This window comes from Paludisphaera borealis (genome assembly GCF_001956985.1).
In the GTDB taxonomy this organism is placed as follows: Bacteria; Planctomycetota; Planctomycetia; order Isosphaerales; family Isosphaeraceae; genus Paludisphaera; species Paludisphaera borealis.
Genome location: NZ_CP019082.1, coordinates 872,762 through 885,153 on the forward strand (window position 1 = coordinate 872,762; position 12,392 = coordinate 885,153).

Here is a 12,392-nt window from a genome sequence, read left to right on the forward strand (position 1 = left end):
GTTGATGACCGTCAAGACGACGCTGGGCCTGAGCTTGGCCGCGGCCCTCACATCGGCCGTCCTGCTGACCGCGCTCTCGGCCCCGGCTTCGGTCCAAGCCCAGGACGCCAAGGTCAAGTCGACCGGCGCGAAGGACGACAGCAAAGACAAAGCCAAGGAGAAGAAGATGACGAAGACCGACAGCGGCCTCGAATATCGCGACACCAAGGAAGGGACCGGCGCGAAGCCCGAGAAGGGCCAGACCTGCGTGATGCATTACACCGGCTGGCTCTGGGAAGACGGCAAGAAGGGCGAGCAGTTCGACAGCTCGGTCGGCGGCGATCCGTTCGAGTTCCCGATCGGCACGAAGCGGGTCATCGCCGGCTGGGACGAGGGCGTGCTGTCGATGAAGGTCGGCGGCAAACGCGAGCTGCTCATCCCCTCCAAGCTCGGCTACGGCGATCGCGGCCACCCCGGCGGCATCCCGCCGAAAGCGACCCTCTTCTTCGAGGTCGAGCTGCTCAAGGTCAAGTAAGAACGCCGCATTAAGATGTGTGGGCGCGTCCGCTTTCTCCTTCGGGAGAGGGCGGCCGACCGCCGATTCACTCGCTCGGCGGCGGGGCGTAGACGGCGTGGGCGTCGAAGACGGGGACGCCGAGGGTTTCGAGGCCGCCGTCGGGGGTGAGGCGGCGGAAGAAGCAGGTGCGGTAGCCTTCGTGGCAGGCGCCGCCGACCTGGCGGGCCTTGATGAGCAGGACGTCGGCGTCGCAGTCGATGGCGATCGATTCGACCGTCTGGACGTGGCCCGAGGTCTCGCCTTTCATCCACGACCGCTTCCGCGACCGCGAGTAGAAATGGGTCAGGCCGGTTTCGAGCGTCTTCCGCAGCGCGGGCTCGTCCATCCAGGCCATCATCAAGACCTCGCCGTTCTCGGCGTCCTGGACGATCGCGGGGAGCAGGCCGTCGGCGTCCCAGCCGAGTTCTGCCGGGAGGTTGATCTTCGCAGTCGTCTTCACGTCCATATTCGTGTCAGCGTTCATGGCGATCGTCTCGTGGCGTGGAGCAGGTGACGTTCGGCGCGGCGGCCGACGCCGCGGAGGCCGATCGGGCCGGCGAGCTGGATGGCTTCGCGGAGGAAGTCGTGGGCGGCCTCGGCGTGGTCGTTGTCGATGAGGGTTTCGGCGGCGTCGAGCGCGAGCCGGGCGCGGTCGCCGGCGGTCGAGCCGGCGGTCAGGTCGCGGTAGACGCGGCTCGCCTCGTCGGGGCGGTCGGCGCGGGCGAGGACTTCGGCCCGCCAGACGTCGAGCGTGCGCTGCTGGCCGGGCTGGCCCAGCGGCCGGATCTGGTCGATCCAGTCGAGGGCCGTTTCGGGCCGCTGGCTCTGCATGGCGCGGCGGACGAGGCAGGCGCACAGCTCGTCGGCGGCGACCCGTCGCAGGCCCTCGGGGCGCCGTCGCAGCAGCTCCTCGGCGAGCGGCGCGGCGACCGAATCGTCGCGCAGGCCGACGGCTGAGAGGAACGCTTCGACGAGCTGATGGTCGTCGATGTCGGCCGGGATGAGGGCCTTCAATTCGGTCGCGCCGGCGCAGCTCAGGTCGGTCGAATCGACCGACGCGGGGTCGATCGGATCGAGCCCCAGGCGGCGGCGGAGGCGGTCGAACGGGTAGCCTTGATACAGCGCGACCGAGCTGGCGCGGGCGCCGAGCTGTTCGCGGAGCCGGATCACGGCGATCAGCTTGGCGCGGATCGGGTCGTCGCCGGCGCGGGCGTCGAGGCTGGCGGCGAGGGGCGAGAGGCCGTCGAGGCTCTGGCGCGGGCGATGAATCCAGCGGTCTTCGTAATACGCCTCGACGACTTCGCGGGTCCAGCGGTCGGCGTCGGCCCGGTCGCGGCCTTCGGGGAGCCGGACGGTCCAGACCGCCGCGTCCAGGAACGGCAGCGGCAGCGGCGCGGCGGCGCGCTCGGCGGGCTCGACGTCGTCGCCGATCAAGAGCCGGAGCTTCTCCTCGGCCTGTTCGAGGCTGTCGACCCGCGGGCTGGAGAGCCGAAGCGTGCCGGGCGCGAGGTAGACGGTCGCCAGCACGCGGGGCAGCTCGGAGGCGGCGACGTGCTCGCGGTCGGCGGCGGGGAACGGCCGGTCGAGCCACTCGAAGACTTCGAGGTCGGTGATCTTGGGATCGAGCCGGGCCGGATCGAGCGGGGTCGGAATCCGGCGGATCTCGGGGAAGAGGGCGAACAGGGCGTCCGTATCGTCGGCGCTCCAAGGGAGGCTGCACGCGTACCGGAGGTCGTCGGCGAGGATCTCGGCGCCCCCCCCCTGGCGGAGCACCTCAGCGAGCGTCCAGGCCTCGACGGCGCCTTCGACGTCGTGGTCGGATTCGATCGCCACCACGTGGTCGAGGCAGGTGACGGCCTCGCGGTCGCGGCCGATCCAGGCGAGGGTGAGGCCGTGGTTGTACCACGCCTCGGCGTCCTCCGGGAATTCGTTGTTGAGCGCTCCAAACGCGGCGGCGGCGGCCTCCAGGTCGTCGGACGTCGCCGCTTGCAGGTGGGCGTCCCAGCGTTGCCGTTGCTCCTGGTTCCTCGGCTGTCGGAACCGGTAGACCTTCCGCGCGGCCAGGGGAAGCTCGTGGGCCGATTCGAGCGTCGCCAGCGCTTTCTTCGCGGCGGCCAGCTCGGGGACGAGCCGCAAGGCGCGCTGCCAGGTCCCCCAGGCGGCCAGGGGACGCTGCGACATCAGGTGGTTCCAGCCTTCGTGGACGAGGGCCACCGCCGCTTCGTTCGCGTTCTGGGTTGTGGCGGTCATCCGTTTGGCACCCTCAACAAGGTTGTAGCCGGGGTTTGCGACCCCGGCCCGCCTGCCTTCAGGCCGACCTCGCGTAGGTCGGCTACAACAGTCTTCGCCCTCGCTCACTGGCCGGGGAGGATGATCCGGGGCTTGTCGGCCGGGGCGGGTTTCGGCGACGACCCGGGGGTCCAGACTCCGCCGCCGACTGGCGCTTCGGGGGTCCAGATTCCGCCGCGGGTGGCCGACACGCCGACTTCGCCTGTCGCGGTCTGCACGCGAGGACCGTAACGGGCGATCAAGTGCTGAAGCAGCGACGAGTCGGCGACCATGCCTTCCGACTCGTTCTCCGACTGCGTCAGGCGGATCAGGCCCGCTTGCACCAGTCGCGAGAGGACCAGCCGGGTGGCGTCCTGATCGCGCTCGTAGCGGTTCATGACGACGACCAGCTCGGGAACCCAGGTCTCGGGCTCGTCGGTCATCATCTGGATCTGGAGTTCGAGCATGTCCCACGAGGCGGCGGCGACCGATCGGCGGGCCTGGGGGTCGACCCCCCTCCCCTTGCGGGCCCATTCGAGGGCGGCGTCGCGGCGGCGCTCGCCGGCCTCGGCCATCGCCAGGTCGGTGTAGACGCTGAACACCGGGAACCGGTCGCGCTCCAGCAGCTTGCGGCGGGTGGTGATCTCGCGGGCGGCCTTCAGCAGCACGTCGGGCAGGCCCCAGGTCTGGGCCCGCTCATAGAGGCTGACGAGGCGGTCGTCGTCGAGCCGCTTGGGGTCGAGCAAGGCGAGCCGGCCGAGCTGCACGTCGGCGATCACGACCGAGGCGTGATCGATCGGCGGCTCGACGGGGACTTTCAGGCGGGTCCGCAGCGCCGACCAGTCGGGCTGAGCCTCCCACTGCCGGCCGCTCTCCTCGAACAGCAGGAACGCCGCGCGGAGCGGCAGCTCGTAGCCGCCGGCCTTGGCCGCCGCGTTCGGCGTCTTGCCGTCGAGGTAGACGAGCGGCGTTTCGGGCCAGAGGTTGTTGATCTGATCGGACAGGAGCGCCGTGGTGAGCTTCTCGCGGTCGGCCGGCGGCAGGTCGGACGGCGGGAAGCAGACGACGTCGAGCACGAGGTCGGCGCGGGGAATCGCGCCGATCACCTTCGTCCTCGGCTGCGCCGGCGGGATCGTCTTGTCGGCGACCGAGGTGAAACCGTCGATCGCCTCGTTGAGCCGGCCGTCGTCGCGGGTCCGCAGCGTGACGGCGTCAGGCCCCAAGGCGATCTGGCCGACGACCAGCGGCAGGTCGGCGGGCTTGAGGCCGGGCTTCGCCGCGTCGAGCTTCGGCCGGTCGAGCAGCAGGAACGTCTCGGAGCGCGCGGGTCGGCCGGCGGCGGCTTCCTCGTCGTCCTCGTCGCCAGCGGTCTCGACGCATCGCTTGTCGGCGGCCAGGCGAGTCAGCAGGCCGGCGCGGTCGCGAATCGGCCACGACAGCTCGACCTCCTCGACCGGGTCGTCGCCCGGTCGGTCGTCGAGCGTCTGGCAGAGGGCTTCGAGGTCGACGGCGTCGGTCGTCGGCTTGGCCTTCACGCGGGGGTCGGCCAGGCTGCGGCGGAGCGCTTCGAGCGCCCCCGGGTGGTCGCCCAGCCAGAGCCGGCAGAGGCCGAGGTTGCGGTCGGCTTCGACGGCGGCGGCGCGGTCGGCCGACAGTAGCTCGAAGGCCGAGGCCGCGTGCGCCCACTGGCCCAGATCGGCCCAGCCGATCGCCTGTTCGAACTGCCGGCGGGCCTCGTCGCCGAGCCCTTCGGGGGCCCTCGACAGCTTGTACGGGTTCTTGATCCAGGCCGAGAGCGCGGGGTTGGCCCGGGCGCGCGGCAGCGCCGAGTCGATCCACATCGTGTCGTCGGGGGCGGCGAGCGACTTGGCCAGCTCAAGGTGCTTGATCGCCGAGGCGGCGAGGCCGACCTTCGGCAGAACGGTGCCGAGCATGGCCGCCAGACTGGCGAACCGGGTGCGGCCCGCGGCGTCGGCCGCGCGGGCGAAGGCGTTCTGGAACTGCGCGACCGCGCCGGCGACGTCGCCGGTTTCGAGCATCAGGCGGAAGTTCAGAACGATGGCGCCGAGGTGGTCGGGGTGCTGACGGAGCAGCTCGCCGATCGCCGCCTTGGCTTCCTGCGGCTTCTCGAGCGCGAGCATCGAGACCGCCTTGCGGATGTGCAGCCAGGGGACGTCGGGGTACTTCGTCAGGCCGTCGTTGACGACCGCGAGGGCCGCCTCGTGCTGGCCGTTGCGGTCCAGCCGCTCGGCTCGATCGACGTACGACTCCGCCTTGTGGCAGCACCATTTGAACTTCTGACCGCTGCCGCAGGGGCAAGGCGAGTAGGCATCGACCGCCGCCATCGTTGTCATTCCTTGGGGAGAGTAGCAAACTCCGCGATTACCGTGGAGTCGCGCTTGATCCTGGAGGTTCGCCGCTGGCCGACCGTCCGAGTCGTTTCAGGTCCAATCGTGGGTGCCACGGGTTCGGACCCCGAACCCGTGAACGAGGGCCTCGGCCTGTCCCCCGGGTTCGGAAGCCGAACCCGGGCCACCCTCTCTGGACTTCGGATCTCCAGAAACGCGAGCTCGACCCAGCACTGGGGCCACACTAGCAAAAGCGCGGGGCCCCCGTCTATGCTGATGCTATCGTGCTCGCCGTCGCTCGCCGCCCTCTCCGCGACGCCGCGGTCGGCCCTTTCACCCGACCTTTCGCCCTCGACTTCGGAGCCGTCCCGTGATGGGATTCGACGACCTCGCCGCGCGACGCCGCGCGTACCCGAGCCGACGCCGCAAGCCCGCCGCGCCGTCGTTCGCGCTCGTCGCCGCGCTGATCGCGGCCCTGATCCTTCCCGACCGGCCGGCGATGGCCTGGGGGCGGATGGCCCACCGCGCCGCCACGAGGCTGGCCGAGACCCGGCTCTCCCCCGAAGCCAAGGCCCTGGTCCGCAGCCTGCTCGACGAGGGCGAGTCGCTGGCCGACGCCTCGACCTGGGCCGACGAGAACAGCCGCGACATCCCCGGCAGCGGCGCCTGGCACTTCGTCAACGTCCCGCTCGACGCCGACGGCTACTCCGCCCGCGACTGCCGCGACGGCTGCGTGGTCTCGAAGTTCCACGAGTTCTACAACATCCTGGCCGACAAGACCGCCCCCAAGGCCCGTCGCCGGATGGCGCTGCGGTACGTGGTCCATCTGGTCGAGGACGCCCACCAGCCGATGCACGTCGGCGACCGCCGCGACCGGGGGGGCAACAACGTCCAGCTCACGTTCTTCCGCGACGACCGCACGAACCTTCACCAGATCTGGGATTCGGGCCTGCTCCGCATCGGTTACAAGGGCGAGCGCGAGCTGGTCGAAGAGCTGGTCTTCCTCGCCCGCCGCCCCGAGGCCCAGGACTGGATCAAGGGGAACGTCGAAGACTGGGTCGACGAAAGCCTCGAAGCCGCTCGCCAGGCCTATCGCGTCCCCGGCTCGCGTGAGTACCTTCGCACCGGCATGCGGATCGGCAAGGAGTACCAGGACCTCAACCTCCCCCTCGCCACCCGCCGCCTCGCCCAGGCCGGCCTTCGCCTGTCCGACGTCCTCAACTCCGCCGCGTCCGAGAAGCCCTTCGCCGAGAAGCCCACGGCCAAACCGGCGCGCGAGAAGGTCCCGGTTCCCGCGCGTTGAGCATCCCCGTTTCCGATCACCGATTCCGCGTTCGTCCGGCCCGGACGCGCAGGGCGACGGCTCCGATGGCGGCGGCGAAGACGAGGAGGCTGGCGGGTTCGGGGACGGGGGCGGGCTGGATCGAGCCGTCGGCTGTTGCGGCGGCGGGAGGGGCCAGGAGCTGCGCGGCGGTCTTGGTCGTGGTCTTCGTCTTCGGCGGGATGATCACGGGCTTGGGCGGATCGAGGAAAAGCTGGCGCTTGATGGCGTCGGCGATCTGGGTGTTCAGGTTCTGGACGGCGTTCGTGCTGCTGGTGAACCAGCCTTTGAGGGTGTCGCCCAGCGACGAGCCGTCGGACGCCGCCGGCCGGGGCTTCGCGCCGCCGGTCGCGGTCGAGGCCATCCAGATCTGCGTCGCGGCGTCGCCGGACGTCGATCCGAGCAGCGAGGAGAGCGACTCGACGACGTACGTCTGGCGCGGCAGGTGGACGGCGGCCTCGCCCGACTTCGCCAGCTCGGCGTCGAGGGCCGTCTTGGCCAGCGTGTCGAGCCGCAGCGGCCCCCGCGCCGGACCGCTCTGCGCGGTCCCCGGTCCCACGTTGATCGTCGGGAAGCCCGCGGGAAGCTCAGACGCCTTATCGAGCCGGTAGGCCACATAAGTCGGCGACGCGCCCGCCGGCAGGCTCTTCGTCGCGCCGTGGGCGCCCTTCAGCACCCTGATCTGCGTGCCGTTCTCGTCCAGCAAGACCGGCCTGCCGAGTTCGGAGGGCGACAGCGTGAAGCTCGATCCGATCGGGCCGCTCCAGGCCGTGCCCGTGGTCGCGGCCAGGCTGAACAGGGCGGTCGCGAGCCGAGTGCGTGTCGTCGTCCTTGCCATCATGGCGGGGTCCTTCCGGATGATTGATATGGGGAGTCAAGGGGGTCCTGGCGACCGTTTCTTGACGTTGGACTTCGGCGCGATGGGATGTCGTGACGTGTTGCGTTTCCGCGTTCGGCCCGCGTTTTATCACGATTTCCTCAAGTCGGGCAACCCGAATATCCGACCGCGCGCAAGGCCGTTCGGCTTGGCCGGGGGTTGACGGATGGATACGATTCAACGAGGGAACGGCCGTCGGTCGACGCCGCGTTCGGGTCACGGAGGTTCGACGAGGAATCGTGAAGACGTTGCGGCGGATCGGCGGCTGGCTGGCCCCTTACAAGAGGTCGTTGGCGCTGGCGTTCGTACTGACGGCGGCGGCGGCGGTCTGCAACCTGCCGGTGCCGCTGCTGGTGCAGGGGCTGATCGACCGCGTCGTCACGCGGAACGAGTGGGGCCTGCTGCCGATGTACGCGGTCGGCCTGTTCGCGGTCTTCGCCGCGCAGTCGGGCCTCGCCTGGTGCAACGGGCTCTTGATCGGCCGGGTCGGCCAGGGGGTCGTCCGCGACCTCCGCCACGCGCTTTACGAGCGGCTCCAGCGGCTCAGCCTCTCGTACTACGACGAGACCCCCAGCGGCGCGATCTTGTCGCGGGTGATGGACGACGTGGGGGCGATCCAGGTCTTCGTCACCAGCCAGACGTTCACGATCTTGACCGACCTCGGGACGACGCTGGCGATCGCCGGGCTGTTGCTCTACCGCGACTGGCGGCTGGCGGCGGTGGTGCTGGCGGTCGCGCCGCTGTTCGCGCTCAATTTCCGCTTCTTCATGAAGCGAATCCGGGCGACGAGCACGGTGATCCGCGAGAAGATGGACCTGATCTTCGGCGGGTTGAAGGCGAAGCTGGACGGCACGATCGTGATCCGCGCCTACGCCCGCGAGCCCGACGAGATCGCCGATTTCGCCACCCAGCTTGACGACGCGCACACGCCCCGCGTCCGCGACAGCAACCTCGGCGCGGCGTTCGCGAACATCAGCGGGGCGATCGGCGGCGTGGGGACGGCGGTCGTCTTCGCGATGGGGGCGTACGAGGTGCTGGAGGGCCGGCTGACGGCCGGCGGCGCGGTCTCGACGGCGGCGCTGGCGGCGATGGTCTTCGGCCCGGTCGCCCGCCTGGCCGACCTGGCGTACGTCTTCGAGCAGGCCGCGGCGAGCGTCGACCGCCTGGGCGAGATCCTCGACCGCGAAGTCGACGTCCCCGAGCCCGAGCCGGCTGAGGCCCGCCGGCTCCCCGGCCCCGACGGCCGCGCCCGGGGGGGCGTCGTCTTCGACCGCGTCGGCTTCGGCTACGTCGTCGGCGAGCCCGTCGTCTGGGACGTCCGGCTCGACGTCAAGCCGGGCATGAAGGTCGCGCTCGTCGGTCCGACCGGCTGCGGCAAGAGCACGCTCGTGAACTTGCTCATGCGTTTCTACGACCCGACCTGGGGCCAGATCCGGCTCGACGGCGTGCCGGTCGACCGCATCCCCACCGGCGACCTGCGGCGGCAGATCGGCGTCGTGCTGCAAGACCCGGTCGTCTTCCGGCTCAGCCTGGCCGACAACATCCGCTACGGCGCCCCCGACGCCACCGACGCCCAGGTCGAGGCCGCCGCCAGGGCCGCGCTCGTGCACGGCTTCGCCGTCGCCCTGCCCGAAGGCTACGACACGCTCGTCGGCGAGGGGGGCTTCAAGCTCAGCCAGGGCGAGCGCCAGCGGCTGGCGATCGCGCGGGCCGTTTGCAGCGACCCGGCCCTGGTGATCCTCGACGAGGCCACCAGTTCGCTCGACACCGCCAGCGAGGCGCTCATCCAGGCCGCGCTCGCGAACCTGCTGCGCGACCGCACGGCGATCATCATCGCGCACCGGCTGTCGACGATCGTCGACGCCGACCTGATCGTCGTCATGGACGGCGGCCTGATCGTCCAGATGGGCTCTCACGCCCAGCTCCTGGCCGATCGCTCGGGCCTCTACCGCCGCCTCTGCGCCCGCCAGTTCGGCGACCCCGGTCCCCCCCCGACCCACGCCCAGGCCCGCCCCGCTTTCCCGCCCCGCGCTTTGTTATAATGGGATGGTCGAATCGGTCGTCTACCCCAACGCATACGATACAGGAGGAGCGATGTCCGGACCTATAATTCGCAAGTACGGATTTCCCAATCATGAGCAAATCTTCGGGTCGCGCCCGCTCGAACACGGCGCCGACGCCGAGCCCGCCGCCGACGTGAAGCCCGCCGACAAGCCGGCCGAAGCCAAGGCCGAGCCGAAGCCGAAGGCCGCGCCCAAGAAGAAGAAATGATGCTGCGACCCCCGCCCGGCCGTGGCGAGCATGCCTTCTCCCCTTTCGGGAGAAGGTGGCCGCAGGCCGGATGAGGGGTGATCGTAATAGAGCGTGTTCGAGCCGCTTCGGCGATCGCCCTTCCTCATCCGCCCGCCGTTCACGCCGAGCAAGGCGACGTCGGCTCAGGGCCGACGTCGGGGCGCGTGAGGGGCAGGCGGACGGTGAACGCGCAGCCGCGGCCCGGTCCGGCGCTGGTGCAGGTCACGGCGCCGCCGTGCCGCTCGACGAGGGCCTTGACCAGCGACAGGCCCAGGCCCAGGCCTTCCGAGGCGTGGCCTGCGCTGCGATCCAACTGGGTGAACGGCTCGAAGATCCGGTCCGCCGCCTCCGGCGCGATTCCGATCCCGGTGTCGCGCACCCGCATCACGACCTCGTCCCCCTCGCGGCACGCCGTCAGGCGGATCTTTCCACCCGGCGGCGTGTACCGCGCGGCGTTGGTCAGCAGGTTGATCAGGATCTGTTCGAGGCGGTTCGGGTCGGCGGTCAGGTCGATCCGATCCAGCGGCGGGGTGACCGTCAACTCGTGCCCGCGCGACTGGATCAGCGGCCGGATCGTCTCGGCGACGCGGCTGACGATCACGCCCACGTCGACCGTCTCCAGACAGAGCTGGATCTGGTTCCGGGTGATCCGGGAGTGGTCCAGGAGATCGTCCACCAGCTTCGACATGCGATGCGCCTGGCGGCTGATCAATTCGCGCACCTGCTCGATCGCGGTGGGGTCGTTCTCGGCGAGCCGCCAATAGTAGACGGAGTTCAGGATCACCGCCAGCGGCGTGCGCAGCTCGTGGGCCAGCAGGGCCAACGCTTGCTCGCGGCCGTGGTCCGCCTCGACGCTTTCGCTGACCGGCCGCGCGGGCGAGGGCGATTGGTCCTCGGCGCTGCGTCGTTCCTCGATTTCACGGAGTCGGGCCTCGGCGATCCGCAGCCGTCCGATGGCGTCGTCGGCCAGGGCCGAAGCCTCGTCCAGCCGGCACTGAAGTTCCTGGGGAGTCGTCGTCGGCGCCGCGTGCAGGGCCGACGCCCGACGTGTGAGGACTTGATAATTGTGCTCGAACAATTCGGTGTTCATGTGGGCCATCCTTCACGCCGCCTGTGCATCTACAGCTTCGGATGATCCATCCTGGGGAACGCGAAACCGGTCGACTCGACCTTCCCGCCGCGTGCGTCTGTGCGTTCCGGCGGGCACCCACCGCCTGCCGTCATGGATGTGTCGCCCGGCAGATGTGCTTCGACTGCCCCGCACCGGGGCAAGCGATTCTGAGATTGTCTTCATGTTAGCCGAGTCGACGGAGTTTCGCCATCGTCCCTCAAGCGGAAAGCGGAAAAGTTCGCCTGGTGATTCCCTGACCTCGCTGGCGGCGCGCGGCTTGACCCGTTGGTAGAATTGTTCAAGTCGCGAGGCCAGTCCTGATACCTTATTCGAAAAGAAAGACATCGAGGCGCCAGATATGTCGAAGCCGACCCAGGGGGAATCGCCGCGCGTGTTGAACGTCGGTCAGTGCAATTTCGATCACCGGACGATCTCCGAGCATCTGGCCGGGCGGTTCGGGGCGCAGGTCGATCGGGCGCACGGGCTGGACGACGCGCGGCAGGCGCTCGGCCAGGCGCGGTATTCGCTCGTCCTGGTCAACCGCCTGCTCGACGCCGACGGCACGCCGGGCGTCGACGTCGTCAAGGCGATCAAGTCCGACGCCGCGCTCGCCTCGGTCCCGATCATGCTCGTCAGCAACTTCGCCGACGCCCAGGAGGCCGCCCGCGCCGCCGGCGCCGAGCCCGGTTTCGGCAAGGCCGAACTCACCAACCCCGACACCACCACCCGCCTTGAAGCCGTCCTCGGCTGAGTCGGGGCGAACCCGAGAGCGTCAGGAGCCGTTGTCGACGTAGACGGCGCCTGACGCCGCGTTCATGCCGACGCCTTGCGGACGCGAGAAGTTGGGGGTCGCGAACCGCCCTCGGATCGGCTCCGTCCCCTGCTCCGTCTCGGTCTCGGTCGCCGAGCGCACGGGAGGTCCGGCGGGCAGGACGACGTGGAACATGAAGTGGAGGTGCGCGGCGGTTCCGGCCAGGACGAACATGTGGAAGAGTTCGTGCGAGCCGAAGACGCCGGGGAACAGGTCGGGGCGGTGGGCGAGGTTGACGACGGCCCCGACGCTGTAAAGCGCTCCGCCCAGGGGCAACGTCAGCAGCATCCGGTGGCCGCGGCCGCGCTGGATGTCGTAATAGCCGACGATCATCCCCCAGCCCAGCCCAAGGTACACGCTGGTCGCCAGCCAGGGGGGGAACGGGCCGCCGATCCAGACCCTCGCGGCGCACGTCAACGCCAGGCCCCACACCAGCACCAGCCCCCCGCGCATCCACAACGGCCGCATCAGCGCCCAGGCCGCCGGCGTGAACGTGCCGGCGATCATCAAAAAGATCCCCACATGGTCGAGCCGTTGCAGCCGGCCCAGGGGCTCGCCCTGGAGCTTCGCCGCGTGGTAGAGCATGCTGGCGCCGTAGCAGAAGACCAGGCACGCGCCGAAGACCGCCAGGCAGACGAGCTTGCCCTGGTGGAAGTCGCGGTCGCAGGATTCGTCAGCCGTCGCGGCCGACCGCAGCGCGTCGCGGCCTCGGCGCAGCAACAGCCAGACGACCGGCAACGCCGCGATCATCCCCGCCCCGTGGCTCCAGGCGCTGATTGGCTCGCGCAGATCGAAAAGCGACATGGGCGGCACCGTGGTTGGCGGTCCA

Annotated in this window: 11 protein-coding genes; 5 read left to right on the forward strand and 6 right to left on the reverse strand. The window is 70.1% G+C overall.

What is annotated here, in order from left to right; all coding sequences use genetic code 11:
• Nucleotides 1-4: 4 nt before the first annotated feature.
• A complete protein-coding gene (locus BSF38_RS03380; protein WP_210405675.1) occupies nt 5-514 on the forward strand; it encodes an FKBP-type peptidyl-prolyl cis-trans isomerase in 510 nt (169 codons plus the stop codon).
• A gap of 67 nt (nt 515-581) precedes the next feature.
• Here the strand turns inward: BSF38_RS03380 and hisI are convergent, their stop codons facing one another.
• The 3 genes from hisI to BSF38_RS03395 form a co-directional block, all read right to left on the reverse strand.
• Nucleotides 582-1,019 carry a phosphoribosyl-AMP cyclohydrolase gene (hisI, locus tag BSF38_RS03385; protein WP_168189300.1) on the reverse strand — a complete coding sequence of 146 codons (438 nt, stop codon included), beginning with the start codon at nt 1,017-1,019 and terminating at the stop codon, nt 582-584.
• On the reverse strand, nt 1,016-2,785 hold the full coding sequence (locus BSF38_RS03390) for a hypothetical protein (RefSeq protein WP_076343461.1): 1,770 nt from the start codon (nt 2,783-2,785) through the stop codon (nt 1,016-1,018). The genes hisI and BSF38_RS03390 overlap by 4 nt, the downstream gene beginning before the upstream one ends.
• Before the next feature lie 104 nt (nt 2,786-2,889).
• The gene (locus tag BSF38_RS03395; RefSeq protein WP_076343462.1) at nt 2,890-5,148 is read right to left on the reverse strand and encodes an SEC-C domain-containing protein; all 2,259 of its coding nucleotides are present in this window, start codon (nt 5,146-5,148) and stop codon (nt 2,890-2,892) included.
• A gap of 376 nt (nt 5,149-5,524) precedes the next feature.
• On the opposite strand from BSF38_RS03395, the gene BSF38_RS03400 reads away from it, so the two are divergent.
• Complete coding sequence (locus BSF38_RS03400) at nt 5,525-6,454, forward strand: S1/P1 nuclease (protein ID WP_076343463.1); 930 nt, start codon at nt 5,525-5,527, stop codon at nt 6,452-6,454.
• A 16-nt stretch (nt 6,455-6,470) separates the two neighbouring features.
• On the opposite strand, the gene BSF38_RS03405 is transcribed toward BSF38_RS03400, so the two are convergent.
• Nucleotides 6,471-7,313 (reverse strand): hypothetical protein, encoded by an 843-nt coding sequence (locus BSF38_RS03405; protein ID WP_076343464.1) that lies wholly within the window; start codon nt 7,311-7,313, stop codon nt 6,471-6,473.
• Nucleotides 7,314-7,588: 275 nt separating this feature from the next.
• Here BSF38_RS03405 and BSF38_RS03410 point away from each other — a divergent pair, with 275 nt between their 5' ends.
• Both BSF38_RS03410 and BSF38_RS31185 read left to right on the forward strand, forming a co-directional pair.
• Nucleotides 7,589-9,391, forward strand: coding sequence for an ABC transporter ATP-binding protein (locus BSF38_RS03410; RefSeq protein WP_076343465.1), 1,803 nt, complete (start codon nt 7,589-7,591; stop codon nt 9,389-9,391).
• Between the two features lie 52 nt (nt 9,392-9,443).
• On the forward strand, nt 9,444-9,620 hold the full coding sequence (locus BSF38_RS31185; RefSeq protein ID WP_168189271.1) for a hypothetical protein: 177 nt from the start codon (nt 9,444-9,446) through the stop codon (nt 9,618-9,620).
• 139 nt (nt 9,621-9,759) lie between these two features.
• Here BSF38_RS31185 and BSF38_RS03415 read toward each other — a convergent pair whose 3' ends face one another.
• On the reverse strand, nt 9,760-10,731 hold the full coding sequence (locus BSF38_RS03415) for a sensor histidine kinase (RefSeq protein ID WP_076343466.1): 972 nt from the start codon (nt 10,729-10,731) through the stop codon (nt 9,760-9,762).
• Between the two features lie 379 nt (nt 10,732-11,110).
• Here BSF38_RS03415 and BSF38_RS03420 point away from each other — a divergent pair, with 379 nt between their 5' ends.
• On the forward strand, nt 11,111-11,503 hold the full coding sequence (locus BSF38_RS03420; protein ID WP_076343467.1) for a response regulator transcription factor: 393 nt from the start codon (nt 11,111-11,113) through the stop codon (nt 11,501-11,503).
• A gap of 21 nt (nt 11,504-11,524) precedes the next feature.
• Here BSF38_RS03420 and trhA read toward each other — a convergent pair whose 3' ends face one another.
• Complete coding sequence (trhA, locus tag BSF38_RS03425; protein WP_076343468.1) at nt 11,525-12,367, reverse strand: PAQR family membrane homeostasis protein TrhA; 843 nt, start codon at nt 12,365-12,367, stop codon at nt 11,525-11,527.
• Between the last annotated feature and the right edge of the window lie 25 nt (nt 12,368-12,392).

Coding starts and splice junctions, on each gene's coding strand:
- BSF38_RS03415 (WP_076343466.1), bottom strand. CDS start 10,731: ATGAACACCGAATTGTTCGAGCACAATTATCAAGTCCTCACACGTCGG.
- BSF38_RS03420 (WP_076343467.1), top strand. CDS start 11,111: ATGTCGAAGCCGACCCAGGGGGAATCGCCGCGCGTGTTGAACGTCGGT.
- trhA (WP_076343468.1), bottom strand. CDS start 12,367: ATGTCGCTTTTCGATCTGCGCGAGCCAATCAGCGCCTGGAGCCACGGG.
- BSF38_RS03400 (WP_076343463.1), top strand. CDS start 5,525: ATGGGATTCGACGACCTCGCCGCGCGACGCCGCGCGTACCCGAGCCGA.
- BSF38_RS03395 (WP_076343462.1), bottom strand. CDS start 5,148: ATGGCGGCGGTCGATGCCTACTCGCCTTGCCCCTGCGGCAGCGGTCAG.
- BSF38_RS31185 (WP_168189271.1), top strand. CDS start 9,444: ATGTCCGGACCTATAATTCGCAAGTACGGATTTCCCAATCATGAGCAA.
- BSF38_RS03405 (WP_076343464.1), bottom strand. CDS start 7,313: ATGATGGCAAGGACGACGACACGCACTCGGCTCGCGACCGCCCTGTTC.
- BSF38_RS03390 (WP_076343461.1), bottom strand. CDS start 2,785: ATGACCGCCACAACCCAGAACGCGAACGAAGCGGCGGTGGCCCTCGTC.
- hisI (WP_168189300.1), bottom strand. CDS start 1,019: ATGAACGCTGACACGAATATGGACGTGAAGACGACTGCGAAGATCAAC.
- BSF38_RS03380 (WP_210405675.1), top strand. CDS start 5: ATGACCGTCAAGACGACGCTGGGCCTGAGCTTGGCCGCGGCCCTCACA.